We start from the raw sequence: 26480 nt of genomic DNA, 5'->3' as shown, positions 1-26480 counted from the left end.
GCCCATCCCCGCTTCCGCGACTTCGCGTCGCGCGTACCGTGGCGGGAGGACCTGCCAGGAGGTGCCGATGAGCGCGCAGCCCGAACAAGCCCCCGCCCCGCCGGCCCCGGCCGCCGCCGCGAAGCTGCTCGCGCAGCTGCGCGCCGACCGCCGCGCCGACACGTGGGTGCCGGCCTTCGAGCGGGACTGGGCGAAGGCCCTGGAGGACTCCCGCCACAGCTACAGCCTCACCCCGCTGCACGACGTCGTGCGGACCTGGCAGCTGCGGGTCGCCGCGGCCCCGGCCGTCGACGCCTACATGGACTCCGGCCGCGACGAGTCCGGATTCGTGGACCTGGACGACGTCCTCGGCACCAGCCGGTGACCGCTCAGCCGTGGACGGTGCGCCTGTCCCCGCAGGCGGCAAAGGTGCTCACCGAGCTCCCCGCGCCCGCCAAGGAGATGGTCCGCGACATCCTCGACATCGCCGTACGTTCCCCGTGGGGATGGCCCCAGTGGAACGCCCGCGACCCCGAAGGCGAGGACGTCCGCGCCGCCTCCATCGGACAGCTGTCCGTCGTCTACGTGATCAACCGGCTGACCCGGCGCCTGTCTGTCCTGGATGTCGTCTGGCTCGGGTAGCCGTTCGCGAGCACGCCCCGACCGACGCCGACGCTGGCGATGCTGCGGGCGGTCGGCCACATGGAACAGAGCCTCAACCCCGCCCGCCGCATGTCGGTGCGCCAGATGCTGACCGAGCATCGTCGACTGCGGACTACTCAGAACGATCTAGGTACTCGCGCCCAAGCGGAGCACGGTGCCCGCTGCCTAGCATCCGGAGCATGAGTTCCGTTGAGCAGACAGTCGGGTCGAGCGAACAGCTGACGGCACGTAAGCACAGGGGCACGACATCGTTTGTGCTTGGCGCTGCCGCCGTCGCCATGTTGATGTGCCCGTTTCTGCCTGCCTGGGTCCCGAACGGGATCCGGTTCCTTCCCGTGTACTTCATCCTGCCTGCAGGGATCGGTGCGGTCGTCTCCGGCCTTGTCGCGCTGCGCAGGGCGCGGCGCCAGGAGGGGGCGACTCCCTCCCGGGCGCGGGTGGGAGTCGCACTCGGCACGACGGCCGTTGTGCTGTCGCTGGCCGTGATCGTCTGGGCGATCTGGGCGCTGAACCAGGCCTACCAGTAGAGGCCGCCTACCCGGCCCGGGAATTGGCGGGCTACTGCAGGCCGGGGCTGCAGGGGGTTGTCCTGCCGTGTCCTGCCGACGGTCTGTGACGTTGCCCTGATCATGGACGGCTACGAACACCTTGACCTCGATGAGATCGACTTCGCGCCCATGGAGCACGACATCGAGCGGTTGCGCCTGCTGACGCTGGATGAGACGTACGAGCTGATCAGGGTGCTGCGCACAGCCGCCGAGGAGGGCGGGGCGGCCGCGCAGGACGCGGACCGCCTGGCGCGCGAGATCGGCGCGCGCATCCCGTCGAAGAGCTGACGAGGTGCTGGTCGCGGCCGGCACAGATTCTGACCCCATGCCCGGCTGTCGTGAGGCCGCACGCTGTTACTCACTTTCGGGTGACGGCCCGCCCCGGGCCAGGCTGGCAAACTCCGGGGAAAACCAGCTGCTGCAAGGGCTGTGAGATCCCTTCAGCCGTCAACATGACGCCGATGGCATAAATGGGCGATGCATCTGAGAGTCACAGAAACATGGGCAATGGGTAACACAGCCCATGTTTCTGCCCAAACTCCTGCACGGGGCGGACAGAGTGTGGGTGCGCGGCCGGTCCGGCCGCCACCCGCACACCGCACCGACTTCCACGGCGGCCGAGGCCGCTGCCGGAAGGGGTGCCCGCACCATCTGGGGGACTCCCTTGTCCGCTTCCGCTTCTGTCACCGCCCGCCGTCTGGCCGCCGCAGCACTTGCCGCTGGTGCTCTGGTCTCGGTGGCGGCGCTGCCGGCCACCGCGGCCGACCACGCCCGTCCCAGCCGCCCGGCGGTGGAGATCTCGAAGGTGCAGTACGACTCCCCGGGACGCGACAACCGCTCCAACCGGTCGCTGAACAGCGAGTGGGTGGAACTGACCAACACCACCCGCAACGCGGTCAACCTGGACGGCTGGACCCTGAGGGACGAGTCCGGCCACAAGTACACCTTTGCTCACTACCGCCTGGCCGGCCGCGCCACGGTCCGCATCCACACCGGTGAAGGCCGCGACACCCGCACCGACCTCTACCAGGACCGCCGCGCCTACGTGTGGAACAACGACCACGACACCGCCACCCTGCGCAACGACCACGGCCGCTTCGTCGACGACCAGTCCTGGGGCCACCGCCGCGGAGGCCACCACTGATCCACCCTCCTGTGGGTGGATGCCGTACGGCGGCTGCGGCAGACCTGGCACCCGGGCGGGGTGCCCTCCTTTCCAAGGGAGGGCACGCCGCCCGGCGTCATGCGTCGGCCACGGTCACTGCGGCACCTGCTCGTAGCTGACCGTGGTGTCAGGGCAGGCCTCCGCCAGGCGGGTCAGGGCGTCGCGCTCGGCAGGGTCGGCGGGCAGCTGCCAGCGCAGCTTGGTCGCCACCCATGCGCTCGCGTACTCGCAGCGGAAGCCCTCGACGGGCAGCCAGTCCGTGGGATCCTTGCCGCTCTTGGAACGGTTGGAACTGCCCGAGACCGCGATCAACGACGCCGAGGCCCCCTGATCGTTCGCATACGCCTCACGCCGGACGGCCGTCCAGACGGATGCCCCGGAGTCCCACGCCTCGGCCAGCGGCACCATGTGGTCGACATCGAGCGAGGACGCCGCAGTCACCCACACCTGGTCGTACTCCGAGAACCAGCGCCCGCCCGACAGCGCGCACCGCGCCCCGGTCTCCGGGGCGAGCTTGGCCTCGGACAGGATGACCTCTTTGCGGGTGTCGCACCCATCGGTGGGGTTGAGGCCCTTGTTCCAGTGCTTGAACAGGTCCCGGCTGTAGCCGTCCCGGCTCTCGGGAGCCTCACCGACCCACTCCAGGGCCTGGAACAGCGCCACATCCTGCGCGGCCGCGGGCGCCGATGCCACGGTGGCCTGGCCCGCGGCAGCAAGTGATGGCGCGTTGCAGCGGACGCCGGGGCGGTGAAGGAAAGCATCGAGAGGGCGAGCAGGGCGGCGACTTGGGGCAGTTTCTTGATCACACCCGGGTTGTAGCGGCCAGCCCCGTGGAGCCGGGAGGGTAGTGGAGACCGTTTCACCCGGGCAGGTGCAGGAGTTCACCTGGAGAAACGCCACAGCAGAGACGCAAGGCAGTCCCACCTCGGTGTCCGCAAGGCGGGCCCAACGGACAGCGGCTGGATCCGCGTTGCAGTTGTGGGCGTCCCGCCGGGATCGCGTCGGCGCGGTGCGTGGTCTGTTGCGTCCCGCAACTCCAGGCCCGCGATGTCTGCTGAAGAATTTCCGGCGCTGTGTAAAGAATCGGCTGCCCGTGGGTCTCTCAGAGTGCGTACGGCCGCTGCTTCACCGTGAGGCGCTGGGCCGCAGACTGGAGGAGGTCCGGTGGAGTTGACGGGTGTGGGAGTTGCGGTGTTCCTGGTACTGCTCTTCGCGCCGGCGCTGAGCAGCGTGCTGAAGAGCATCGCGTTCCGCAACCGCGCGGCGGGCAAGGCCGAGATGATCCGTGCGAGGGGCGAATCGGATGAGCGGGCGCGCACGGGGAAGCGGGGGCGGCGTGGCTGATCAGGAGAGGCTGCGGTCGCGGCATGCCGAGGCGCTGGCGGAACTGGTCGCGGAGCAGTACGGGCGGATGGTCGGTTACGCCGGCAAGCGGCTGCGCACCCGCGGGGTGCCGCGGTCTTCGGCGGACCCCGAGGACATCGTGCAGAACGCCCTCAAGAGCGTGCTGGCCCGCACGGAGCCGATCGACAACGTGCGCGCGTACATCTACAAGGTCATGGACAACGAGATCAATCGTGCGGCGCGGCACCACTGCACAGGCAGGGGTTACGCGTTCCTCGACGTGGACCTTCGGCTGGAGGAAGAGCCGTCGGTCCATCCGGTCGACGAGGCCGAACTAGGGCACATCGTCGACGAGGCCGTGAGCGCCCTTCCACCGCAGCAGCGGAAGGTGATGCTGCTGACGCAGGAGCTGGGGATGACCCAGGCGGAGGCGGCCCGGGTGATGGGGGCCGCACCGGGGACAGTGGGCGTCCACGCGCACCGAGCGGTCCGCGCGCTGCGCGTGAGTCTCGTCGGTCTGGGCGTGGCACTGGTCGCATGGGCAGCCGGGAACCTGATGTTCGGCGCGCGGAGCATCATCCCGGCCGCCGGCATGGGGGTGCAGGTCGGCATCGCGGCGGCCCAAGTCATCCTCAGCATCGGTGCCGCCACCGTCCTGTGGGCGTTTGCGACCTACACTCCGGGGGAGCTCTGGAGGGGGCTGCAGCAGAGGTTAGGGAACGGAACGTCGTGGCCCGAGGCTGGTCCCCCCAATTGAAGCAGCATTGGCGCTGGCTTCTACAACAACCCGCCATCCGGACGGGCCGACGGCCCGCACGGGGCCCGGCCTCGCAGGTGCAGCCACTTCGCAGCGGCTGCCGCCCTGCGGGCGTTCGCGTCTTCGGCGACGCCCGCGCGCGGTGTAACCCCGCGGAGTCGGTGCCCGGGCCGAGCGTCGCCTTCTGCCGGCGGTAGAGCGACCCATTGACGACGCCTCGGCCCTTTAGCGTGTCTCCACTCCCTGGCTCGGCCTCGTCGCGGGCGCGGTCATGTCGAGCAGCACGATGGCGTCGTGGTCGGGGGTGCCGGGTTCGGCGGTGTAGACGCCGATGCGCTGGCCGGGGGTGCCTTCCAGGTGCATGGACTGGGAGGTGAGCGTGATGGTGCCGACGCGGGGGTGCTGGAAGGTCTTTTGCGCGGGCTTGCGGCCGGTGACCTCGTAGCGTTCCCACAGCCGGGCGAAGTCGGGGCTCTTGAGGAGGAGTTCGCCGACGAGGTTGGTCAGGTCCGGGGCGTCGGGAGCGGTGCCGGCAACGGCACGCAGGCGGGCGACGCAGGCGGTGATCTGGCGGTCCCAGTCGGTGAAGAGATCCCGCGCGGCCGGGTGGAGGAACAGGTAGCGGGCCAGATTGCGGTGTTTGGTTGGCCAGTCCTCCAGGCCCGCATACAGGGCGAGACCGCCAGGGTTCCAGGCCAGCATGTCCATGCTGCGGCTGATGACGTAAGCCGGGTTCGGCCGCAGCGACTCCAGCAGCAGCTTCAGGTGGGGGCGCACGGTGCGGCTGGGGGCCGGAGGCGGTTCGGGGGCGTAGCGGGCGGCGCGGGCGGCGAGCTCGCGCAGGTGCTGGTGCTCCTGGTCGTCCATGTGCAGGGCGCGGGCGAGGGAGTCGAGGACGGCGGGGCTGGGGCGGGTCTCCTTGCCGCGTTCCAGACGCACGTAGTAGTCGATGCTGATGCCGGCGAGGGTGGCCAGCTCCTCGCGGCGCAGGCCGGGGGTGCGGCGGATGCCGGCGCCGACGGTGAGGCCGACGTGTTCGGGGCTGGTCTGGGTTCGGCGGGCGCGCAGGAAGCGGCCCAGCTCGGCGCCCTTGCTGTGCGCGCTCGTCGATGCCATGACTCCAGTCTCACCCGCCGTGCCCCCGCTACGCGGGCGGGAGGGGGGTCCTGTCGTTACCCCCGAAGAGCCCGCCCTGCCACACCCGAGCAATTCGGGCGAGGGTGAATGAGGAAGACCCGGCCCCTGGCGCCGTCCAGACTTCAACCGGCACGACCTGCCGGGTCTGGCGACAGTGGGGGGACCAGGTAACACCTTGATCGGAAGAGGGCGAGATGCGGTACATCAAGCTGCGTGATCTGGAGGTTTCCCGGATCGGGCTGGGCGCGATGGGCATGTCCCACGGCTACACCGGTTCCGGCACCGATGACGCGGAGTCGGTCAGGACTGTGCACCGAGCTCTGGAGCTGGGCGTCACGCTCATCGACACCGCCGAGATCTACGGCCCCTACACCAACGAGGAGCTGCTCGGGCGGGCGCTGAAGGGACGCCGGGAGAAGGTGGTACTGGCCACCAAGTTCGGCCTGGTCTCGCACAGCGGCGACGGCGCCTGGAACCTGGATTCCCGCCCGGCTAACATCCGCACCGCCGTCGAGGGCTCCCTCAAGCGCCTGGGCACGGACCACATCGACCTGTACTACCAGCACCGCGTCGATCCGAACACGCCGATCGAGGAGACCGCCGGCGCGGTGAAGGAGCTGATCGAGGCGGGCAAGGTGCGCGCCTTCGGGCTCTCCGAGGCCGGTCCGGACACGATCCGCCGGGCCCACGCCGTCCAGCCCGTCACCGCGGTCCAGTCCGAGTACTCGCTGTTCACCCGGGGAATCGAGGAGCGCGTGCTGCCCGTCCTGCGGGAGCTGAACATCGGCCTGGTGCCGTTCTCCCCGCTGGGCCGCGGTTTCCTGACCGGCACCGTGCGCTCCAGCGACCAGTTCGACGAGAACGACTTCCGCCGCGACAACCCCCGCTTCACGGGCGAGAACTTCCAGCGCAACCTGGCGCTGGCCGACGAGGTCAAGGTCCTGGCCGACGAGGCCGGTGCCACGCCCGGTCAGGTGGCGCTGGCCTGGCTGCTCGCCCGGGGCGACGACGTCGCCCCGATCCCCGGCACCAAGCGCGTGTCCCGGGTCGAGGAGAACGCCGCCGCCGATGCCGTCACGTTGACCGCCGAGCAGCTCGACAAGCTCTCCAGCCTGCCGCCCGCCGCCGGCGACACCCACACCGAGGCCCAGGCCCGGATGCTCGAACGCTGACCCGCCCCGGCACGCCGCGCCTGGCGCCCTCCCCGCCCCTCGTTTGGAGTAACACCTTTCATGCGTGCAGCAGTGATGTACGGAGCCGGAGACGTCCGCGTCGAGGACCGGCCCGACCCGAAGATCGCCCAGCCGGCCGACGCCGTGGTTCGCGTCGTCGCGTCCTGTGTGTGCGGCAGCGACCTGTGGCCTTATGCGTCGATGCCCGCCACCGGCACCGGCCGCCCCATGGGCCACGAGTTCCTCGGCGTCATCGAGGAGACCGGCGCGCACGTGACCGGCCTGAATGCCGGTGATCTGGTCGTCGCCCCGTTCACCTACAGCGACAACACCTGCGACTACTGCGCCAAGGGCCTGCACATCTCGTGCCGCCACGGCGGCCGGTATGGCTTCGACGGCGTGGACGGCGGGCAGGGCGAAGCCGTCCGTGTCCCGTACGCGGACGGCACCCTGGTGAAGCTGCCGGTGGCCGCCGACTCCGCGATGCTGCCGTCGCTGCTCGCGCTCTCCGATGTAATGACCACCGGCCACCACGGCGCCGTCACCGCAGGCGTCGGCCGCGGTGATGCGGTGCTGGTGGTCGGGGACGGCGCGGTCGGCCTGTGCGCGGTGATCGCCGCCAAGCGGCTGGGTGCCGAGCAGATCGTGCTCGCCGGCCGCCACGAGGCCCGCACCGGCCTGGGCCGTGAGTTCGGTGCCACGGACGTGGTCGCCGAGCGCGGCGAGGAGGGCATCGCCCGCATCCGCGAGCTGACCGGTGGCGTGGACAAGGCCATCGAGGCCGTGGGCACCCGCCAGGCCCTCGACACCGCGCTCGGGGCGGTCCTGGACGGCGGCACCATCAGCCGCCTGGGCGTCCCCCAGTACGAGCAGGGACCGATCGGCCCGGCCGAGTTCATGCGCAACATCACCCTGACCGGCGGCGCCAGCCCCGCCCGCGCCTACATCGAACAGCTGCTGCCCGACGTCCTGGACGGCACCATCACCCCCGGCCGCGTCTTCGACCAGGAATTCACCCTCGACCAGGCCCCGGACGCCTACCGGGCCATGGCCGACCGCCAGGTCCTCAAGGCCCTCATCCGCCCCTGACCACCCGCCGTCCCAACGAACAGCGAAGGACTTCCCCCATGCAGCACGTGACCTTGAACAACGGCGTCGACATGCCGCTCCTCGGCTTCGGCGTCTACCAGATCCCCGCCCAGGACACCGAGCGCGCCGTCTCCGAGGCCCTGGCCGCCGGCTACCGCCTGCTGGACACCGCCGCCGCCTACGGCAACGAGGAAGCCGTCGGCCGCGCCATCAAGTCCAGCGGCATCCCGCGCGAGGAGCTGTTCGTCACCACCAAGCTGTGGGTCCAGGACGCCCCCGCCCAGGACAACACTCGGCGCGCGTTCGAGACGTCCCTGACCAAGCTGGGCCTGGACCACCTCGACCTGTACCTGATGCACCAGCCCTTCGGCGACGTCTACGGCCAGTGGCGCGCCATGGAGGCCCTCAACCGCGAGGGCCTCGCGAAGGCGATCGGTGTCGCCAACTTCTACCCCGACCGGTTGATCGACCTGATCATCAACAACGAGATCACCCCGCAGGTCAACCAGATCGAGACCCACCCCTTCTTCCAGCGCGCCGACTACCAGGGCCTCATGCGCGAGCATGGCGTGCAGATCCAGTCCTGGGGCGGCTTCGCCGAAGGCAAGAACGACCTGTTCACCAACCCGCTGCTCGCCGAGATCGGCAAGGAGTACGGCAAGTCGGTCGCCCAGGTCGTGCTGCGCTGGCTCACCCAGCGCGGCGTGATCGCTATCCCCAAGTCCGTCCGCGCCGAGCGCATGGCCGAGAACATCGACGTCTTCGACTTCGAGCTCACCGACGAGCAGATGGCCCAGATCGCCACCCTCGACACCGGCAGCTCCCTGTTCTTCGACCACCACGACCCCGAGATGGTCAAGTGGCTCGCGGGGCGTCGTCTGGACAGCTGAACGCCTCACCCACTGCCCCCAGCCGCCGCGGGTGCCCTCAAGGCGAATGCCCGGGGCGCCCGCCCGGCTTCCACGGTTCACCGGGAGCCACCCACCATGATCCCGCCGCAGCACCACGGAGCCCTGCCGGGCCGGCGCACCGTTCTGCGCGGCGCGCTGCTGACCGCAACCGCCGCTTTGAGCGCGACCCACCTCGCGGGCTGCTCACCGTCCTCACCGCGGTCCGGTACCCCCACCGCCTCCCAGTGCGCCACGACGAGCGGAAGCAACGTGAAACGAGTCCTGCTGGCCTACTTCTCCCGCGCGGGCGAGAACTACTACTTCGGCGGCCGCACCGACCTGAAGGTCGGCAACACCGAAGTACTCGCCAACAAGCTCGCCGACCGCATCGCCTGCGACACCTACCGCATCCAGGCCGCCGACCCCTACCCGCACGACTACGACGCGACCGTTGAGCGCAACGTCCGGGAGCAGGAGACCGACGCCCGACCGGCCGTCGAAGGCCGCCTGCCCTTCCTCGACGGCTACGACACGATCCTCCTGGCCAGCCCTATCTGGAACGTCCGGGCACCTATGATCATGACGACGTTCACCGAAGCCCTCGATTTCCGCGGCAAGACCATCCATCCGGTCACCACCTACGCCATGAGCGGCCTGGGCACCACCGAACGCGACTACGCCGCCTCCTGCGCCGGAGCGAGCATCGCCGAAGGGCTCGCGATACGCGGCGAGGAAGTCGAAGACGCTGACATCAACATCAAGGCGTGGCTGCGACGCGCCGGGTTGTCCACCCGGTGACCGCTCTCACCGAGCACGCCAGAGCCGGCCGAGTCCGCGTCGCTAGCCGCCGGGCGACACGGCAGGCGCAGGTCCGCCAGCCGGCCGAGCTCCATAGGCCGAAGCTCCAGCGACTCATGGGTCGAGGTTCGCGTAACGCAGCCGAGGCCGGTGAGTTCTACCCGTGCGTTCAAGACCTCGCGCTCCTGCTCCACCCGGCAAGCACGGCATGTCATTGGACGACGGTCAGCCCCGGTGGTTGAGGGCACGGGTCAGATCCCGGTTGGCTGCCCGTGCGGCCTCCAACTCGTCCTGGCGTTCCTCCAAGGCCCGAGCCAGGTCAACGGCGTGCTGCTCGAGATACGTGAGGCGCTCCTGTAGTTCAGTAACATCTGTCGGCGCCGCCATGCCGGAGGCATGCCAGGCCGCCTGTCCCAGGGCCTTGGACAGGCGAGCTTCGAGCTGACCGACTCGGGCGGCCAGGCGGATGTTGCGTGCGTTGGCATTGGCGAGGTCGGCCATGAGGGATGCCCGGGTTACTGCGGGGCCCGCCCCGTATGGGACGCAGACGGTTCGCGGGCGGCGGCGTGGAGCGTGTCGAGCAGATCACGGTGGCGGTAGAGGAATGTCCGGGCGGTCATGACAGAGTCCTCAAGCGCCCCGCCCTCGTCGTGGACGACGAGCGGATCTGTCCGCCGGCAGTGCGTGGACAGGTGGCCCTGTTCCCTGCGCCGTACCGGCTGCTGGAGCGCCATGCCGTCGCGATTCGCAGCCGATTCCAAGACGATCTGATCCAACTCAAACCGCTGGTCGGTCAGGTGCAGGCCGAGCACTGCCTCGGGCGTGCCTGGCGCGTCAGTGCCATGAACATGTTGGCCCTTGCGCTGGCGGCGCGCGACGCGGCCGGCCAGGACGTGGTTGACGCCGCGATCCTTGACGCCCTGCCTCACCGGCCCGTCGGAGTCACCCGGGTCCTGAACAAGGCTGGCTGGCTCGCCCCTGACCTGGACCGCGAGGTCGTCCTGCTGCCGCACGCCCAACGGGCCCTCCCCCAATCTCAACCACGAAGTTGTGATCACTGCCTTTCGTGGGGCCGAAACCAAGTGTGCGACGCCTGTAGAAGCTGGCGTCGTGTCTACGCTGACCAGCGAGGATGCTGTGGTCGGTGTGGCGCCGGGCCGCTTCCTCTTCGGAACGGTCGATGCCGCGACTGCACTCGACAGCGCCTTCGCCTGGGTCCTGACACCGACGCCTCTACCTGGCGACAACTACGATTCGCCGGACCGTCCTTGGCGTCCTTGGCGAACGGCAGCGCGGCCCGTCGCGAGCTCCGCGCGAATCGCCCAGAGCTCAGTCCGCCAGCCGTACTTGTAGGTCAGGCGACGATCTTCGAGATCGAGCGGGACTGGCGCCCGCTGGCCGGAGCCCTGCTGCCGGCCCCGCTACCGCCGGTGAAGGCCCTGCTGGCGGACTTCGCCCAATACACCTCCGAGAACCACTGGCACCAGAAAGTCCACGAGCCGATGGCTCGGGTCCTACGAGTGGCCGCCACCTGGTTGGGCGCCGACACCGTCTTCCGCGAGGATGAGCTCCGGGCAATGCACCGCGTGTTCGGTGGCACGGGGCGCATTCGCGGGCTTCTCGCCTTCCTGGACCAACGCGAACAGCTCGTCACCTCGCCGCCGCGGCGCAACCGCCACGAGGCTTTCGTCCAGCGCACCATCGCTGCCTTCCCTCCACGAATCAGCGACGAACTCGGCACGTGGGTCGGGGTCTTGCGTGGCACCAGCAGGCCCCACCACCGCGTTACCGACTACGCCACTATGCGCCGCTACCTCATCTACCTGGCCGCGCCACTCGCTGACTGGACCACCCGCTACACCACCTTGCGCCAGGTGACGGAGGCTGACGTCACAGCCGCTGTCACCGCGGTCAAAGGCCCACGCGCCCACGAGCGCGCTGTGGCGATCCGGTCGCTCTTTCGAGCCCTGAAACACACCAAGCTCGTCTTCGCCGACCCCACCCGCGGCGTTCGCATAACCCGGCAGGAACTGTTGCCCACAACTCTGGCCCCTGACCGGCTGGCCGGGCTCTTGGAGACCAGCACCAACGCGGCTACCCGTCTGGTTCTCGCCTTGGTCGCCCTCCACGCAACCAGCGGCACCGACCTGCGCAACCTCGTCCTCTCCGACGTGCTGCTCACCCGCCGGCAACTTCTGATCCGCCGCCCCCACGGCCGTCACGTCGTCCACCTCGACAACACCACAGCTGACCTACTGCACGCTTGGCTCCGCTACCGCCATCAGCGCTGGCCACGCACCGTCAACGCGCACCTTCTGGTCACTCAACAGACCGCCAACGCGACCGATCCTGTCTCCGCGGACTACGTCTACAGGCGCTTCGATCCCGCCGGTCTGACTCTGCGCGCAGTTCGCGCCGACAGAATCCTTGATGAGGCCCGCGAGACCGAAGATCCCGTCCATCTCGTCCGTGTCTTCGGAATCTCCATCACCACCGCCATGAAGTACATCCACGCTGCCCACCCCCACCGCGCCGGCCCTGTTCCTCACTGAGCCCCAGTGGGGCCAGATCAAACCGCCCTGCGGGACCACCACAACGCCCGGCTGGATAGCACGGTCGTCTCCCCCGTCCACACCCCCGAAATCAAACAAATATCCCAGTCGGGCGTGGGCATGACATAGGGTCAGACGCGTGTGCGGGCCTGCACTAGCGGCCCGCACTAGCCGTGCACGAACTAGAGAAAAGGATCCATGTGAAATCCACCCGACACCCCGCGCCACGGGCAAGACGCCGATTAACCCGGCCGCTCGGCGCCCTGCTCGCCTTCGGCGCATCCCTGATGCTGGTGTTCACCACCGCCACCGCCGCCCAGGCGCACTACGTGTACCAGTCCGACGAGGTCTGGTCCAACAGCGACTCCTCCAAGTGCGAGTACACCTACTCGGAGGTCTCCCACGGCAGCGGAGGCGGCTACGCCAGGGCCTACGGGCTGGCCTCCTCCGGCATTCCCTTCTCCCAGGCGTGCATCCTGGTCTGGAACCGGCCCCCGGGCAACCTTAAGGCCGCTTTTCAGTACTTCTACTGGGACGGCACCCAGTGGGGCGTGTGCCGGCAGCTCATGGGCACCCAGAACCCCGATGGCACCTGGAGCGGCTACGCCAACACCACCGAGACCTCCAGGATGGAACTCAACTACGACTTCGGGGTCGTGTCGCCCTGCGGTTGGGGCTACTACGCGACCAAGGCCGGGAGCAACGTCTACTACGGCGGCACCTGGTACGGGGGCAACGTCCCCATCTGGTCCGGACAGCACATCATCGAGAACTAACCTGCAAGAAACTGGAGACACCGCACATGAAGAAGACCCGTGTATCCCTCGCTGTGACAGCGGCGGCCGGCGTGCTGCTGCTGGGCACCCTGGCAGTGAACGCCTCCGCCGACGAGTCGCCCCGCTCCGCCGACAGCGGGCAGAGCGAGAAGGCCGCGGTGCCGCCGGCTCCGCCGACCCCGGAGTGGGTCAACCCTGACGGCACGGTGGACGAGTCCAAGATGCCCGAAGAGATGCCGCTGATGGGGCCGGACGGCAAGGTCGTCAAGGACGAAAACGGCAACCCCCTCATGGTCGAGACGCGCGTCAAGTTAGCGGAGCCCGGAGCGCCCCAGGCGCCCCTGGCTGGCCCCCGGGCCGGGGAGAAGCGGTCCACGAGCACGGACGCAGAAGGCCGCAAGACGGAGACCATCGAGGTCGAGCCGTCCGTTCCGCCCGCGCAGTAACCTGAGGGACATTCCGGAGAAGAAGGGCCGCATGAGCAGGCTGCTGGAAGCGGTGTGTGCGCTGACCGTGGGCGTCCTCGTTGCGCTCCTTGTATGGGGCGCTGACCCGGACGCTGTGCGGGTGGCGTGGAGGGAGGGCGAGCTGAGCGGTGTCACGGTCGTGTTCGTAGCGGCGTGTGCGCTGTGGCTGGTGCTATGGCGCAGGCGTACCGGGCGCGGCCGACTGGCATGGCCGCTTGCGGTGCTGCTGTGCGGTGCGGCTATTGCGCTGGTCATGGCGGCCATGGCCGGTTGACCGGCGCAGACAGGTGGGGCTCCCCGTTCTTGTGGGCGGGGAGCCCCACTGGCGTTTCGGGGTGGAGCGGCTGTTAAGGATCTTGACAGGCCGCACGTGAGGGGCCGGCGTCCGTCCCCGGACCCTGACCGGACGAGTTCCCCAGACGCCGTCCCTAGCCGTGTCCTGATCGCACTCGCGGTGTACTCCGCCTCCGACACGGTCGCGGACGTAGGGCGTGGCCTTCGCCGGGCACTGCACTTCTTCGCTGTTCGGGTGCCCGGTACCGGGCGGCGTCGCCTCAAGGTCATCCGGCAGGAAAACCAGCGTTCCGGGACCTGAGTTCCGGCTGCGCTCTCGGGGCGGTGGTCCGGCGCCCCGGGAGCAGACCGGCCTCACCCTTCGGGGGGTGGTCCATCAGCCCTCCTGCGCGGCGGACCCGCATCGTACGCCGCAGCCGTGATGCTCGGACGGATCGCAGGGGAGGCGGCCAGATGGGTGCCGACTACTGCTGCCGCGTGGTCCTGTGGATTGCTCATGCCCCCTGGGGGTACGCGGCGGATCGGTGTGGAGCGAAGGGAGCGGCCGAAGATGGCATGTGGGGAGGAGCCGGGTGGCGGCGGCCGATGGGCGGCCCGGTCGGACGCGCAGAGCGGCACTTCGGCGGGGTCCGCTACGTCACACGTGGCAAGTGCCGTCATGGCTGGTGAGAGCCGGTGAGTGGTTTCACCGCTGTGCTGTCCCTGCTGGGCGTGGCCGTGTTGGCTGTCGCCGGCGTATACGGGGCTGCCTGGGCGCTCCGGATCTCGCAAGCCCCCCTGGCCGCGCAGCCGTTCCATTGCGGTCTGGAGCCCGTCGAGCACGCGGTGAGTCGGTTCCATGTGCGCTGGTACACGGTGACGATGCTCTTCCTCGCTTTCGACATGGAAATGGTCTTCATGTATCCGTGGACGCTGGTGATCTCCGTGATGGGCCCCAGTGCGGTGATCGAGATGTTTGTCTTCCTCGCCGTCCTGCTCACCGGCGTCGTCCACGCGTGGCGGGAGGGGGCGCTGCGATGGGCCTGACAGCCGTCTTGACGCGTGCTGCTGCGGCCCGGCCGCGCGTGCTGCTGGTGACCTCACCGGGCGGGACGGCGGTGCGGCTGGCCGCCGAGACCGAGTTGCGGTCGCGGGGCTGGCCGCTGGCCTCCACGCCTGCCGGGGCCGACTTGATGGTCGTCGCGGGTCCTGACTGCTCGCGGCTGCGGTCGGCACTGGAGCGGCTGTGGCAGGACATGCCGCAGCCGCGTGCACGCGTGCGGGCGACGACGGCTGATGAGGTGCCCTCGTTGCTCGATGCCGGCCGCGCCTGCCTGAGCTCGTCCGCCCGTCAGTGCGCCGACGCCCCCCATGGCCGTCCGCGGACCGGGCTGTCCCTACCAGTGTTCGGCGGGAGAGAACTGCCTGCCGGCACTCCCGCGGCAGAGGCCCGGGCCCGAGGACGTACCGACCGGTTCGAGATCGCCACGCTCCGGGGTCGCCGATGCGGTCTCGTACCTCCGGCGTCCGCCCGGCGTGTCTCGGAACCCGGCGGGGGCACTGGGGGAACGATGCATGTTCCCGGACAGCGACGAGCCGGGGTCGGAGCGGAGGGAACGCGTGGGACAGCGGGGTACGACCGAGCGGAGCGGCGGGAGCGCGGGCGGGGGTGTCGGCGGTGCTGCCGGGGCCCGTGAAGAGGTGAGCGCCGTGCCGGACGTGCGTCGACGGATTCCCCGTACCGACGCGCTGTTGCGTGACCCCCGTCTCCTGGACGCGGCGGCCCTGCTCGGGTCGGAGCAGGTCAAGTCGGCTGTCCGCCGTGCGCAACGACAGGCGAGGGAGGGAGGCGTGCAGCCGGAAGAGGTGATGGATGCGGCGATCGCGCTTCTGCCGCGCTCGGCGAGCGGCCTGCAACCGGTGATCAACGCGACAGGGGTGCTCCTCCACACCAATCTCGGCCGGGCGCCGCTGTCCGCCGCCGCGCGACGGGCGGTACAGGACGCCGCCGGTCCCACCGACGTCGAACTCGATCTGGAGACCGGGGTACGGGCCCGCCGTGGCCGTACCGCGCTGGCGGCGCTCCGAGCCCGGGTGCCGGCCGCTGCCGCGGTGCACGTCGTCAACAACGGAGCGGCCGCGCTGGTCCTGGCCGCGACCGCGCTGGCCGCCGGCAGGGAGATCGTGGTCAGCCGTGGGGAGATGGTGGAGATCGGGGACGGCTTCCGGCTGCCGGACCTTCTGGTCTGCACCGGGGCCCGGCTGCGCGAGGTGGGCACGACCAACCGCACGACCGCGGAGGACTACGCCAGGGCCATCGGTCCCGAGACGGCCTTCGTCCTCAAGGTGCACCCCTCCAACTTCCGCATCACGGGATTCACCCGCGCCGCCGAGGTCGCTGAACTGGCGCCGCTCGGTGTCCCGGTGGTCGTCGACATCGGGTCGGGTCTGCCGACCCCCCACCCCAGGCTGCCCGAGGAACCGGACGCGCGGACCCAGCTGGAAGCCGGCGCCGCGCTCGTCACCGCCAGCGGGGACAAGCTGCTGGGCGGACCCCAGTGCGGACTCGTCCTGGGGCGAGAGGACCTCGTCCGCACCATGGCCCGTCATCCGCTCGCCCGCGCGCTCCGGGTCGACAAGAAGCCGGTGGGGGAGTGGGCCGGTGACGTTCGAACTCCTCCTGGTCCTCGCCGCGGGCCTCACGCCCGCAGTCTGCCGCGCCTCCTACATCAACCCGCGGATGATTGAGTTGTACGAGGAGGGCGTGACGGTAGCCGACGCGCTGCCCCGCCTCGGCGACGAGGGCTCGTGCGGCGTCCCCGCCACTCACGAACCCGTCGAACGGGCGGTGCTGCACATGCTCCGGAACGGCGGTCGTCCAGGCGCGGCGCCGCACCGAGCGGCCCGGGAATTGGCGGGCTACTGCAGGCCGGGGCTGCAGGGGGTTGTCCTGCCGTGTCCTGCCGACGGTCTGTGACGTTGCCCTGATCATGGACGGCTACGAACACCTTGACCTCGATGAGATCGACTTCGCGCCCATGGAGCACGACATCGAGCGGTTGCGCCTGCTGACGCTGGATGAGACGTACGAGCTGATCAGGGTGCTGCGCACAGCCGCCGAGGAGGGCGGGGCGGCCGCGCAGGACGCGGACCGCCTGGCGCGCGAGATCGGCGCGCGCATCCCGTCGAAGAGCTGACGAGGTGCTGGTCGCGGCCGGCACAGATTCTGACCCCATGCCCGGCTGTCGTGAGGCCGCACGCTGTTACTCACTTTCGGGTGACGGCCCGCCCCGGGCCAGGCTGGCAAACTCCGGGGAAAACCAGCTGCTGCAAGGGCTGTGAGATCCCTTCAGCCGTCAACATGACGCCGATGGCATAAATGGGCGATGCATCTGAGAGTCACAGAAACATGGGCAATGGGTAACACAGCCCATGTTTCTGCCCAAACTCCTGCACGGGGCGGACAGAGTGTGGGTGCGCGGCCGGTCCGGCCGCCACCCGCACACCGCACCGACTTCCACGGCGGCCGAGGCCGCTGCCGGAAGGGGTGCCCGCACCATCTGGGGGACTCCCTTGTCCGCTTCCGCTTCTGTCACCGCCCGCCGTCTGGCCGCCGCAGCACTTGCCGCTGGTGCTCTGGTCTCGGTGGCGGCGCTGCCGGCCACCGCGGCCGACCACGCCCGTCCCAGCCGCCCGGCGGTGGAGATCTCGAAGGTGCAGTACGACTCCCCGGGACGCGACAACCGCTCCAACCGGTCGCTGAACAGCGAGTGGGTGGAACTGACCAACACCACCCGCAACGCGGTCAACCTGGACGGCTGGACCCTGAGGGACGAGTCCGGCCACAAGTACACCTTTGCTCACTACCGCCTGGCCGGCCGCGCCACGGTCCGCATCCACACCGGTGAAGGCCGCGACACCCGCACCGACCTCTACCAGGACCGCCGCGCCTACGTGTGGAACAACGACCACGACACCGCCACCCTGCGCAACGACCACGGCCGCTTCGTCGACGACCAGTCCTGGGGCCACCGCCGCGGAGGCCACCACTGATCCACCCTCCTGTGGGTGGATGCCGTACGGCGGCTGCGGCAGACCTGGCACCCGGGCGGGGTGCCCTCCTTTCCAAGGGAGGGCACCCCGCCCGGCGTCATGCGCTGGCCGCGGTCACTGCGGTACCTGCTCGTAGGTGACGGTGGCGTCTGGGCAGACTTCCGCGAGGTGGGTCAGGGCGTCGCGTTCGGCCGGGTGGCTCGGTTCACGAGAACGAGCAGCAGTTGTACGTCTCTTCGGGAGGCGGTCGGCGCCGGCAAGGAATTCGAAAAGTTCATGGGAGCGGACAGCAGGGCCGGGCGCTGAGCCCGCGCGCGTGCCGCCTTGGTTCGGTGCGGGTTGCGAGAGCGGGGTGTCGGACCGACTCGCCTCAGCCGCTTGTGGCACGCACTGTGCAGCGGCTCGAAAGCGATCACCAAATCGGGTGCTATATGCGGTGTTCGACGCATCTTTCGGACGGTTTGCGCCATGCTGGCGGTCCCGAGACAAGATCACGGAAGGACTCGCCCCATGACCACCACGGTGCAGGACGCCATCACCGCCAAGCTTGAGCGCACGTTCGACATCCTGGATGCCGACCAGGACGGCTACCTGGACTGGGCGGACCACCAGAAGCTCGCCGAGCGGTACATCACGGCATACAAGCTCCAGAAGAACGACCGCCGGGCCAGGGCGCTCCAGGCGTTCTTGCAGACGCAGTGGCTGGAGCTGCTGCGGCATGCAGGCGTGCAGGGGGACAAGCTGACCAAGGCCGAGTACGTCACGGCCGGCCGCCTCGCGTCCATCGACACCAGCCGGCTCAACCTCGCCGATGGCGCCGGCCACGTCATCTTCGACGTCATCGACGTGAACCAGGACAACGAGATCAACAAGGACGAGTTCGTGCGCTTCCTGAAGGACGTATGGCACAGCGACGCGCCCGACGCGATGGACGTGTTCGCCCAGCTGGACAGCGACGGGGACGGTTCCATCTCGCGTATGGAGTTCGTCCGCGCGGTCCGCGAGTACTACCTCTCGGGCAACGCCGACGCTCCGGGCAGCCTGTTCTTCGGCAACGCCTGACCCACCTGCTTCCAGGCGGGCGCCTGCACCAGCAGCAGGACCGGCTGACCCACCTCATGCTCCGCCGTCGTACGCAGACGGCGGAGCATCGCCTTGAGCGCCACAGGTTCGCCGACGCGATCTGGCGGGGTGCTGCCGCTTCTTGTGAACATCGAACAAGTCCCCAGTGCGCGCCTCCTGGCCCCATGAACAACCGCTGCCGCAACCCATGAAGTCATCCAGCCCTCCCACGGGTGCCCAACCGCTGGGGTGAGGTGTCCGGCGAGGGTGCGGGCGGTGGTCTGGGGCAGGGTGGTGGTGCGGCCGATGTATTTCAGCTGGCCGGTGGTGTCGTAGCGTCCGAGCAGAAGGGAGCTCGGTGTGCTGAGCGGGCCGGTGACGGCGCCGACGGGCCTGGGAGCTACGTACAGCCCAGGCGCGTGCCGGGCGCCCCGTAGACGACGGCGGGCAGAGCAGCGAGCCGGTGCGGGAGATCGTGGAGCGCACCGAAGTGCGTACGGTCGTCCTCCAGGAGCACCCTGCTCGGCTCCGGCCGGCGCAGCGCCTGAGCGGAGAGGCCTACACCCTGCCCGAGGATGCAGTGGAGTGGCTAGAAGCGCTCGCGGCCCTGCGGGCCGACATGACCAATCCCTGGATCTACCCTTTCCGCGAGCAGATCGCCCGGGCCTGTGAGCGGACAGCGGCGGCGCTGCGCGTGGATACCGGCTGAGGCCTTCTGCCTGCGCGTCGGCCTCCCGCCTTACGCAAGGCGTTGTGTACCGAACTGTGCGCAACCGGTACGGTCACCGCATGTCTGGGGATCACAACACAGAAGGCGCTGCTCGAACGGGAGTTGGCGCGGGCGTGGTCAGCGCCGAACTACCGGCGCAGAGCGGACCGCCGCTGACGGAGTTCGAGCTCTCGGTCGGCGAGCGCAAGATTCTCCAGTTCAAAAGGAAGCCCCAGATCACGGCCATCGCTGAGCTGGTGTGGAACGCCCTGGACGCCAACGCCTCCGAGGTCGATGTCGAACTGCGGCGCTCCAGCATGACGGCGATCACCGACGTCGTGGTGACCGACAATGGTCATGGCATGACACCCGAGCGGGCGCGCAACGCCTTCCAGGCATACGGCACCACCTGGAAGACGACCAGAACACATACCGAGGGCGGGGTGCGCATCCTGCACGGCCGCAACGGTGAAGGCCGTCTCTTCGCCTTCGCCCTGGGCGACCAGCTCACCTGGGAGTCCGCTGCTTGGGAGTCCAATGACTTTGGCGACGAGTTGGTCGGGGTCCGGATCCGCGGCGACGCTGACCACGCCACCATCTGGCAGGTTGAGGAGACAGAGCCGACCCGGGACAAGCCCGGCACGACAGTCCGTATCTCTGTTCCCCAGGGCAAGCCCCTGAGCAGCCTGGAGCGCGACGACGCCGCCGCGAACCTCACCGCAAAGCTGGCGTTCTATCTCCTGGCCTACCCGCACGTGCGCGTCACGTTCGACGGCAAACGGCTCGACCCCAGCGACATCATGGTGGGCGAACCCGTCGACCTGAAGCTGGAGCTGCCGGAGGAGTACGCCGACGAGGACCCGCCCCCGGTCGTGACCTTTGTCGAGTGGAACAAGCGGATGAGCGACCGCAGGATGCTCATCTGCAACGCCGACGGCATCGCCCTCGGCGAGCACGGCAGCGACTGGTCCGACGGCATCATCAGCTTCACCCCGTACCTGCGCGCCAACCTGTTCAACGGCCTGTCCGTCGATGACCTGCATGGCCTGACCATGTCCCACTCCGGGCTCCTGGACGCGGCCGTGAAGGCTGTCCAGAAGCACCTGGCAGTTCGCGGTGCGCAGATCTCGGCAGAGGTCGTGCGGCAGCTGAAGACCGAAGGCATCTACCCCTACGACGACCAACCGGCGACCGGCACGTTCGCCATAGAGCGACAGACCTTCGACGTCGTCGTCACCGCCGCCCGCCACGCGCTGCCCAACAAAAGGGCCGCCCGCAGCCTGTCCGTCAACCTCATCCGCACCGCACTGGAGAGCAGCCCAGGAGACCTCCACACCATTCTCGAGAAGGTCCTGGCGCTCAGCGACGACGACCGCCGGCACCTGAAGAACCTCCTCGACAGCACCGACCTGACCCACGTCATCGGCGCAGCCACCACTGTCACCAACCGCCTGAACTTCACCCAGGCCCTGCGCAAGATCCTCGCCGACGAACACCTCCGCAAGAACCTCCGCGAGGTCGACCAGCTCCACCCCATGGTCGCCAAGAACCTCTGGCTGTTCGGTGAGGACTGGCACATGACCAGAAGCGAGATGGGACTCACCAACGTCCTCCAAGCCCACCTGGAGGACCACCTTGGTGAAGACGTGGTCCTGGAGCACGAACTCGAAGCCGTCACCCAGCCGGACGGGCGCAGCGGCCGCGTCGACATCCTGATGTTCCGCAGCCGCCGGGACGACATCAGCACCGAGCGCCTCGTCATCGAGCTCAAGCGACCCACAGTGAAGGTCGGGCCGAAAGAACTCGATCAGATCAAGGGCTATGCCCGGGCCATCATCGACGACCCTCAGTACAGCGGGGTGGGCTCCAAGTGGCGCTTCTACCTCGTCACCTACGAATGCTCGGACAAGATTCGTCGCGACATCCGGCAGAAGGACCGCCCCGCTGGCCTCGCCGACGTACAGGACAACTATGAGGTCTGGGTCAAAAGCTGGGGTGAGATCCTCGACGCTGGAGAGAAGAAGCTGCGGTTCTTCCAGGAGCAGCTGAACTACGAGGCGACCGATGACCGCGTCACCCAGCACCTACGTGAGAGCTACTCACACTTCATCCCCGAGGCCCTCTCACAGCAGCAGGGCCAGCCCGAAGAAGCTGATCCAGCGGACGGTGAACAGGAACGGTGACGGCGAGGTGTGGCCATCCCGGAGGAGCTAGCTGCCGCATCAGGGCGGACGTCCGGGCCGGTTCGTCTACTGCTGGGATTCGGTGTGGTCCCGGATCGCCTGTCCAGAACTTGCGCAGCCGAGGCCGGGATTCGGCGTTGACGTGAGTCTTCCGGCACCCCGTCAGCTGTTGCCGGGTGTCAGGTCGTCGCGTAGGCGCAGCAGCCGCACGGGATGCCGGAAGCGGCCGGCCGCGTCCCGGGCGACGTCGGCGCTGACTTCCACCGCCAGCCCGGGTTCCGTCAGCGTGACGTTCAGCGTCTCGCGGCTGCCCCAGCCGGCGGATTCTCTGTCAAGTTCACCGTGTTGAGCGCGAGCTGACCTCTGAGGCGGCGGTGGTGTGCACTGATCAACATCGGCGCGGGAAGCGACCTACGCTGGTGGCCGCATAGGCCCTGACCTGTTTCATTGGTGCCCCGTGGCGGGCCGGTCAGCCGGTGAAGGGTTCCAGTGCGAAGCGGCCGACCGCCACGAAGGCCGTCAGAGCGAGGTAGCCCCCGTCCAGCAGTGCGGCTTTGGGCTCGCCGCGGCGGACCCGCAGGATCACGGCACCGGTCATGATCAGGGCCAGGCCGGCGGCCGCCAGCGGCACCAGGATCGGCGCGATGCCGAGTAGGGCGGGCAGGACGAGGCCCGCTGCGCCGAGGATCTCAAGTGCTCCGATGGCCTTGAGGGTGCCGGGCTTGAAGTCGAGGACCCAACGCGCGGCATCGGTCATCGCAGCCATCTTCTCCCGGGGGACGAACAGTTTCCCGAGGCCGGAGAACAGGAAGACGGCGGTCAGCAGGCCGGTGGTGATCCACAGTGCGGTGTTCATGAGTCTTGTCCTTGGCGATGTCTTCGGTGGCGGAGGCGGGCGGCGGACCCGGGGCCGTCCCGGGGTCCCGGGTCCGCCTGGGGGGTGTCCGTGTCAGCCGAACTGGCCGGGCTGGTACTCGCCGCCGGGCGTCCGGGTGATCACGTTCAGCCGGTTGAAGGCGTTGATCGCGCAGATCAGGGCCACCAGGGCCATGATCTGGTCCTCGTCGAAGTGCTTCGCCGCGTTCGCCCACGCCTCGTCGGTGACGCCGCTGGAGTCGGCGAGGCGGGTGCCCTGCTCGGTGAGTTCCAGCGCCGCCCGCTCCGCCTCGGTGTAGACGGTCGTCTCCCGCCACGCCCCGACGAGGTTGATCCGCACCTGGCTCTCGCCAGCGGCCGCCGCATCTTTGGTGTGCATGTCGAGGCAGCCGCCGCAGCCGTTGATCTGGCTGGCGCGGATCTTCACCAGTTCCTGCACCGCCTTCGGCAGCGTCGAGTCGGTGATGACCGTGTTCGACGAGATGATGTACCTGGCCCACTTCGCCCCGACCTCGTTGGCCATGGGGTTGATCCGGGTTTCCATTGCGGTCTCCTTCGTCTTCCGGATGCTTGCACCCCTACGACGAAGCCCTTCGCGAAGACGTAACAACCCCATGCGCTCGACGTGTTCTACTCGGGACGCTCGGGCAGGCCCATGGCGTCCAGACGCTTGCGGTCGCTCACGGTCAGGAGCTCGACGATCCGGTCGTCGACCACGGTGCACGCCGCCACGCCGAGCACCTTGCCGTTCGCACCCCAGGACACGAACCCGGGCTCGCCGTTGACCAGCACCGGGAGCACCGCGGTCATCGACCGGGCCCCGCGCAGGACCGGACCGGCCACCTCAGCCGCCCCGACCGTGGTCATCACGCCCTGTGGGTGGTACGTGCGCCAGGTCACCTGCGGATCGAGCAGCCGGACGAGCCCTTCGAAGTCCCCGTTCCGCGCGGCGGCGAGAAACGCGTCGACCACCGCGCGCTGCCGCCTCGGCTCCTCCTGCGGCAGCGGTGTGCCCCGCACCTTCCGGCGGGCCCGGCTCGTGAGCATCTTGGTCGCGTCGGTGGACCGGCCGATGATCTCGCCGATCTCGGCGAAGGGCACCGCGAACATGTCGTGCAGGACGAACGCCAGCCGCTCCGTGGGGGTGAGCGTGTCGAGCACCACCAGCAGGGCCAGCCCGACCGATTCGGCGAGCATCGCGTCGTCCTCGGGCGCCGCCCCGTCGTCCACGGTCACCACCAGCTCGGGCAGCCGGTCCTCGTACGACAGCACGGCCCGCCTCTTCCGCGACCGCAGCGCATCGAGGCAGACCCGGCCGACCACGGTGGTCAGCCAGCCGGCCAGGTTGTCGATCGCCGCCGCGTCCTGCCGCGCCAGCCGGATCCACGCCTCCTGCACCGCGTCCTCGGCCTCCGCCCGCGAACCGAGCATCCGAAGCGCGACCGCCACCAGGCGCTCACGCTGCTGCTCGAAGGCTCCCGCCAGCACGTCGGTCGGACCTGATCCAGTCATGTCGTTACCTTCCTCGCGGGAACTCCGTCATGACCATGACGGGCTCGAAGGCACCGAGGTAACCGTTCGGCATGCGGCCTGTTGTCGGCGAAGGAGCTGGTTCTCGGTTGCCGCCTGGTCCAGGGCGCCGAGCGAAGGCCTCGACGTCGGCTTTGAGCCGGGCGATCTCCTCGGCGTCAGCTGCCCGGAGTTCCTTGAGGCGGCGGACCTGTCTGCGTAGACGTCGTTCGCTGTCCGGGGTGCCGCCGCGCGCTCGGACCTCGGCGTGGAACTGCGCCACGCGACGATCCTGCGGCACCCAGTACGTACGCCAGCCCGGCACCCAATCCACCCCGGCTCGATCGGCTTCAACACGTCGATCCAACAGGGAAGGCGGAGAACGTCCAGCCCTCCCACGGGTGCCCAACCGCTGGGGTGAGGTGTCCGGCGAGGGTGCGGGCGGTGGTGTGGGGCAGGGTGGTGGTGCGGCCGATGTATTTCAGCTGGCCGGTGGTGTCGTAGCGTCCGAGCAGGAGGGAGCTCGGTTCGTTGAGTGGTCCGGTGACGGCGCCGACGATGGCGTCGTGGGTGGCACGGACTTACTGGTGAAGATGCAGTATCTCGAGCCTGCGCAATTCGCGCAGGAAGCAGGACGATTGCGTCGACGCCGCCGTCACCCGGCCGGCTTTCGCACGGCCACGAACGGTCGGGGGTCGCAGCGCCCGTCTGCGGCCGTGCGGATGTGTCTCGTGAGGGTTCAGTTGCCGCGGTGTACGCAGAAGAGCTGGCTTTCGGTCCCGTTGCGGTCTCGGTAGTTCACGATGGCCGGTCCCTGCTTGCTGAAGTGGTCAGCGAGCTGGATGTCCGGGTGCCAGGTGCCATCGAAGCGAGTCCACCACAGGCTGCCCCGGCTTTCCCCGCCGCGGTGCACGCAGTAGAGGTAGTTGTTGTAGACGGCCAGGGCGGGGCCTTCCTTGCTGTGGTGGTTGGGCAGCTTCTCGTCGCCGTGCCAGCCGTTGGTGCCGTTGAACCGCGCGTAGTAGAGGGCGGTGGTGTCGACGCCCTTGTAGACGGCGTAGAGGGTGTTCTTGTAGACGGCCAGGGCGGGGTTGGAGTATGTGCGGTGGGCGCCGAAGGTCTGGTCGTCGCTCCAGCTGGTGCCGTTGGTGGTGGTGCACCACCACAGGTTGTTGTTGCTGCCGGTGCCCTTGTAGGCGAAGTGCAGCTTGCCGTTGAAAACGGCGAGGGCCGGGCCCCGGCTGGTCTTCTGGCTGCCGAGCTTGGTGTCGGGGCTCCAGGTTTTGGTTTTGCCGTCGAAGCGGGTCCACCAGAGGTTGTCGTCGCTGCCGCCGCGGTGCACGCAGTAGAGGTGGCCGTTGAAGACGGCCAGGGCGGGACCGTCCTGGCTGTAGTGGTTGGGGAAGGCGGTGTCCGTGGACCAGCCGTTGTCGTCCGGGTCGTAGACGGTCCACCACAGCTTGCCGTCTCCGTCGCCGCGGTGGACGCAGTACAGCTTGCCCTCGTACTCGGCCATGGCCGGGTTGGACTTGGAGCGGTGGTCGGTGAACTTCTCGTCGTCGCTCCAGCTGTGCGAGGTGTCCATGACCGTCCACCAGGTGGGTGTCGTCCTTGGGCCGTAGCGAGATCGGGATGAGCATGCCCGGCGCGATCCAGGGTGAGACGAGCTTGCAGCCGTATCCGTTGGACACAGCCTTGATCCATGCCGACTTGATCTTGCAGAACGCCTCGACGGCTGGACAACGACCGTCGAGAGGCCCCCGGCGGGGGCGCGCCGATGGAGCTGGCCAGCACCAAGACGGCCGCGCTGGTCGGTGACCAGCTCACCGACTTCCCGCCGCAGGGAGGGAAGTACCAGCTCCAGCAGCCCGTCGACTTCGCCCCGGTCGGAGCACCCGGCCAGGTCGTCCTCTCCCTGCAGAAACTCGACCGCCATCACGGCCCTCCGAAGATCGACAACATCGACCCGCGAAGGCTCCGCCGTACGATCCGCCCTGGTCAACGGCCTCCCGAGACCGGCCAGGGCTTAGCGCACGATCCGGCACGGATGTTCCTCAGCCCCCGCATACGCGCGAGCCTGCACCGCCGCCAGCGAGGCAACCGCCTCCCACGCCAGCGTCGACCAAAGACGCATGACCCCGCAGGTCACCAGACGGTTCCTCGAACGGCTCCGCATCCCCCGCACCACCGTGAGGACCGCAGCGGCCGCCGCCGGCGTCACCAACACTGCCATCTACCAACGCCGCCGCCGTGACCCGGAGTTCGCCCAGGCCATGAGGGCTGCCCAGGAAGAGGCGAGGGCCGCCGCCAGCACCTGACCGCTACCCCCGCCGTCCGTACTGAGCGTTGCCACTGGAGCTCCGCGTCGTTGGTCATGCATGACCAAGACAAAGCGCGTCTTCGCAGCTCTCACCCTCGCGGTTGCAGCTCTCGGTTTCACGGTCTCCACCGCCAGCGCCGCGGTCGTAGATCCCCCAT

Annotated in this window: 31 protein-coding genes and 2 pseudogenes; 24 read left to right on the top strand and 9 right to left on the bottom strand. The window is 69.0% G+C overall.

What is annotated here, in order from left to right; genetic code table 11:
* Nucleotides 1–67: 67 nt before the first annotated feature.
* The 5 genes from OHU34_RS44000 to OHU34_RS43980 all read left to right on the top strand — a co-directional run bounded on the left by OHU34_RS44000 (nucleotide 68) and on the right by OHU34_RS43980 (nucleotide 2334).
* Nucleotides 68–364: a DUF6247 family protein gene (locus OHU34_RS44000; protein WP_331733269.1), complete on the top strand. Its 297-nt coding sequence runs from the start codon at nucleotides 68–70 to the stop codon at nucleotides 362–364.
* The gene (locus tag OHU34_RS43995) at nucleotides 361–621 is read left to right on the top strand and encodes a hypothetical protein (protein ID WP_331733266.1); all 261 of its coding nucleotides are present in this window, start codon (nucleotides 361–363) and stop codon (nucleotides 619–621) included. Before OHU34_RS44000 ends, OHU34_RS43995 begins: the two co-directional genes overlap by 4 nt.
* Nucleotides 622–821: 200 nt before the next feature.
* Entirely contained in the window at nucleotides 822–1169 is a 348-nt protein-coding gene (locus tag OHU34_RS43990; RefSeq protein ID WP_331733263.1) for a hypothetical protein, read from the top strand.
* A 102-nt stretch (nucleotides 1170–1271) separates the two neighbouring features.
* Nucleotides 1272–1478 (top strand): DUF6417 family protein, encoded by a 207-nt coding sequence (locus OHU34_RS43985; RefSeq protein WP_331733225.1) that lies wholly within the window; start codon nucleotides 1272–1274, stop codon nucleotides 1476–1478.
* A gap of 376 nt (nucleotides 1479–1854) precedes the next feature.
* Nucleotides 1855–2334, top strand: a complete 480-nt coding sequence (locus tag OHU34_RS43980) for a lamin tail domain-containing protein (RefSeq protein WP_331733980.1) — start codon at nucleotides 1855–1857, stop codon at nucleotides 2332–2334.
* A gap of 114 nt (nucleotides 2335–2448) precedes the next feature.
* Here the strand turns inward: OHU34_RS43980 and OHU34_RS43975 are convergent, their stop codons facing one another.
* The gene (locus OHU34_RS43975) at nucleotides 2449–3048 is read right to left on the bottom strand and encodes an HNH endonuclease family protein (RefSeq protein WP_331733261.1); all 600 of its coding nucleotides are present in this window, start codon (nucleotides 3046–3048) and stop codon (nucleotides 2449–2451) included.
* Between the two features lie 471 nt (nucleotides 3049–3519).
* Here OHU34_RS43975 and OHU34_RS43970 point away from each other — a divergent pair, with 471 nt between their 5' ends.
* Together OHU34_RS43970 and OHU34_RS43965 are read left to right on the top strand one after the other, a co-directional pair.
* Entirely contained in the window at nucleotides 3520–3699 is a 180-nt protein-coding gene (locus OHU34_RS43970) for a hypothetical protein (protein WP_142270006.1), read from the top strand.
* Nucleotides 3692–4456, top strand: coding sequence for a sigma-70 family RNA polymerase sigma factor (locus OHU34_RS43965; protein WP_331733259.1), 765 nt, complete (start codon nucleotides 3692–3694; stop codon nucleotides 4454–4456). The genes OHU34_RS43970 and OHU34_RS43965 overlap by 8 nt, the downstream gene beginning before the upstream one ends.
* Nucleotides 4457–4681: 225 nt before the next feature.
* Here OHU34_RS43965 and OHU34_RS43960 read toward each other — a convergent pair whose 3' ends face one another.
* Nucleotides 4682–5572, bottom strand: coding sequence for a helix-turn-helix transcriptional regulator (locus tag OHU34_RS43960; protein WP_331733257.1), 891 nt, complete (start codon nucleotides 5570–5572; stop codon nucleotides 4682–4684).
* A 215-nt stretch (nucleotides 5573–5787) separates the two neighbouring features.
* On the opposite strand from OHU34_RS43960, the gene OHU34_RS43955 reads away from it, so the two are divergent.
* From OHU34_RS43955 to OHU34_RS43940, 4 genes are all read left to right on the top strand, one after another.
* The gene (locus OHU34_RS43955; protein ID WP_331733254.1) at nucleotides 5788–6765 is read left to right on the top strand and encodes an aldo/keto reductase; all 978 of its coding nucleotides are present in this window, start codon (nucleotides 5788–5790) and stop codon (nucleotides 6763–6765) included.
* Between the two features lie 60 nt (nucleotides 6766–6825).
* Nucleotides 6826–7854 carry a zinc-binding dehydrogenase gene (locus tag OHU34_RS43950; RefSeq protein ID WP_331733250.1) on the top strand — a complete coding sequence of 343 codons (1029 nt, stop codon included), beginning with the start codon at nucleotides 6826–6828 and terminating at the stop codon, nucleotides 7852–7854.
* Nucleotides 7855–7892: 38 nt separating this feature from the next.
* Nucleotides 7893–8744, top strand: coding sequence for an aldo/keto reductase (locus OHU34_RS43945; RefSeq protein ID WP_331733247.1), 852 nt, complete (start codon nucleotides 7893–7895; stop codon nucleotides 8742–8744).
* A 96-nt stretch (nucleotides 8745–8840) separates the two neighbouring features.
* On the top strand, nucleotides 8841–9542 hold the full coding sequence (locus tag OHU34_RS43940) for a flavodoxin (protein WP_331733244.1): 702 nt from the start codon (nucleotides 8841–8843) through the stop codon (nucleotides 9540–9542).
* 225 nt (nucleotides 9543–9767) lie between these two features.
* On the opposite strand, the gene OHU34_RS43935 is transcribed toward OHU34_RS43940, so the two are convergent.
* Together OHU34_RS43935 and OHU34_RS43930 are read right to left on the bottom strand one after the other, a co-directional pair.
* The gene (locus tag OHU34_RS43935) at nucleotides 9768–10043 is read right to left on the bottom strand and encodes a hypothetical protein (RefSeq protein ID WP_331733241.1); all 276 of its coding nucleotides are present in this window, start codon (nucleotides 10041–10043) and stop codon (nucleotides 9768–9770) included.
* A gap of 14 nt (nucleotides 10044–10057) precedes the next feature.
* Entirely contained in the window at nucleotides 10058–10555 is a 498-nt protein-coding gene (locus tag OHU34_RS43930) for a hypothetical protein (RefSeq protein WP_331733238.1), read from the bottom strand.
* A gap of 264 nt (nucleotides 10556–10819) precedes the next feature.
* Here OHU34_RS43930 and OHU34_RS43925 point away from each other — a divergent pair, with 264 nt between their 5' ends.
* The 12 genes and pseudogenes from OHU34_RS43925 (at nucleotide 10820) to OHU34_RS43870 (ending at nucleotide 21617) form a co-directional block, all read left to right on the top strand.
* A complete protein-coding gene (locus tag OHU34_RS43925) occupies nucleotides 10820–12094 on the top strand; it encodes a hypothetical protein (protein ID WP_331733237.1) in 1275 nt (424 codons plus the stop codon).
* A 287-nt stretch (nucleotides 12095–12381) separates the two neighbouring features.
* Nucleotides 12382–12870, top strand: coding sequence for a hypothetical protein (locus OHU34_RS43920; RefSeq protein WP_319666234.1), 489 nt, complete (start codon nucleotides 12382–12384; stop codon nucleotides 12868–12870).
* A gap of 26 nt (nucleotides 12871–12896) precedes the next feature.
* Nucleotides 12897–13316, top strand: coding sequence for a hypothetical protein (locus OHU34_RS43915; protein WP_331733233.1), 420 nt, complete (start codon nucleotides 12897–12899; stop codon nucleotides 13314–13316).
* 31 nt (nucleotides 13317–13347) lie between these two features.
* Entirely contained in the window at nucleotides 13348–13611 is a 264-nt protein-coding gene (locus tag OHU34_RS43910; protein WP_331733230.1) for a hypothetical protein, read from the top strand.
* A 695-nt stretch (nucleotides 13612–14306) separates the two neighbouring features.
* Nucleotides 14307–14657, top strand: a complete 351-nt coding sequence (locus tag OHU34_RS43905) for an NADH-quinone oxidoreductase subunit A (protein WP_331733227.1) — start codon at nucleotides 14307–14309, stop codon at nucleotides 14655–14657.
* A 573-nt stretch (nucleotides 14658–15230) separates the two neighbouring features.
* A pseudogene (gene selA, locus OHU34_RS43900) lies at nucleotides 15231–16298 on the top strand (L-seryl-tRNA(Sec) selenium transferase); the annotation flags it as partial.
* A 7-nt stretch (nucleotides 16299–16305) separates the two neighbouring features.
* Nucleotides 16306–16587, top strand: a pseudogene (locus OHU34_RS43895) (hypothetical protein); the annotation flags it as partial.
* A gap of 13 nt (nucleotides 16588–16600) precedes the next feature.
* Nucleotides 16601–16807, top strand: coding sequence for a DUF6417 family protein (locus OHU34_RS43890; protein ID WP_331733225.1), 207 nt, complete (start codon nucleotides 16601–16603; stop codon nucleotides 16805–16807).
* 376 nt (nucleotides 16808–17183) lie between these two features.
* Nucleotides 17184–17663, top strand: a complete 480-nt coding sequence (locus OHU34_RS43885) for a lamin tail domain-containing protein (RefSeq protein WP_331733980.1) — start codon at nucleotides 17184–17186, stop codon at nucleotides 17661–17663.
* A 510-nt stretch (nucleotides 17664–18173) separates the two neighbouring features.
* On the top strand, nucleotides 18174–18725 hold the full coding sequence (locus OHU34_RS43880; protein ID WP_331733222.1) for an EF-hand domain-containing protein: 552 nt from the start codon (nucleotides 18174–18176) through the stop codon (nucleotides 18723–18725).
* 463 nt (nucleotides 18726–19188) lie between these two features.
* Nucleotides 19189–19434, top strand: coding sequence for a hypothetical protein (locus tag OHU34_RS43875; protein WP_331733219.1), 246 nt, complete (start codon nucleotides 19189–19191; stop codon nucleotides 19432–19434).
* An 80-nt stretch (nucleotides 19435–19514) separates the two neighbouring features.
* Nucleotides 19515–21617, top strand: coding sequence for an ATP-binding protein (locus OHU34_RS43870; protein WP_405772632.1), 2103 nt, complete (start codon nucleotides 19515–19517; stop codon nucleotides 21615–21617).
* 162 nt (nucleotides 21618–21779) lie between these two features.
* Here the strand turns inward: OHU34_RS43870 and OHU34_RS43865 are convergent, their stop codons facing one another.
* The 5 genes from OHU34_RS43865 to OHU34_RS43845 form a co-directional block, all read right to left on the bottom strand.
* Entirely contained in the window at nucleotides 21780–21881 is a 102-nt protein-coding gene (locus OHU34_RS43865; protein ID WP_331733213.1) for an ATP-dependent DNA ligase, read from the bottom strand.
* A gap of 205 nt (nucleotides 21882–22086) precedes the next feature.
* Nucleotides 22087–22473 (bottom strand): DoxX family protein, encoded by a 387-nt coding sequence (locus OHU34_RS43860; protein ID WP_184916462.1) that lies wholly within the window; start codon nucleotides 22471–22473, stop codon nucleotides 22087–22089.
* A 93-nt stretch (nucleotides 22474–22566) separates the two neighbouring features.
* Nucleotides 22567–23037 carry a carboxymuconolactone decarboxylase family protein gene (locus tag OHU34_RS43855; RefSeq protein WP_331733977.1) on the bottom strand — a complete coding sequence of 157 codons (471 nt, stop codon included), beginning with the start codon at nucleotides 23035–23037 and terminating at the stop codon, nucleotides 22567–22569.
* Between the two features lie 86 nt (nucleotides 23038–23123).
* The gene (locus tag OHU34_RS43850; protein WP_331733206.1) at nucleotides 23124–24005 is read right to left on the bottom strand and encodes a sigma-70 family RNA polymerase sigma factor; all 882 of its coding nucleotides are present in this window, start codon (nucleotides 24003–24005) and stop codon (nucleotides 23124–23126) included.
* 736 nt (nucleotides 24006–24741) lie between these two features.
* Entirely contained in the window at nucleotides 24742–25587 is an 846-nt protein-coding gene (locus tag OHU34_RS43845; protein WP_331733201.1) for a hypothetical protein, read from the bottom strand.
* Between the two features lie 547 nt (nucleotides 25588–26134).
* Here OHU34_RS43845 and OHU34_RS43840 point away from each other — a divergent pair.
* The gene (locus OHU34_RS43840; protein ID WP_331733199.1) at nucleotides 26135–26320 is read left to right on the top strand and encodes a hypothetical protein; all 186 of its coding nucleotides are present in this window, start codon (nucleotides 26135–26137) and stop codon (nucleotides 26318–26320) included.
* Nucleotides 26321–26480: the final 160 nt, after the last annotated feature.

This window comes from Streptomyces sp. NBC_00080, assembly GCF_045041255.1.
Classification (GTDB): domain Bacteria; phylum Actinomycetota; class Actinomycetes; order Streptomycetales; family Streptomycetaceae; genus Streptomyces; species Streptomyces coriariae.
The sequence above is the reverse complement of the archived record's forward strand: the minus strand, read 5'-3'. Positions and strand labels throughout refer to the sequence as shown.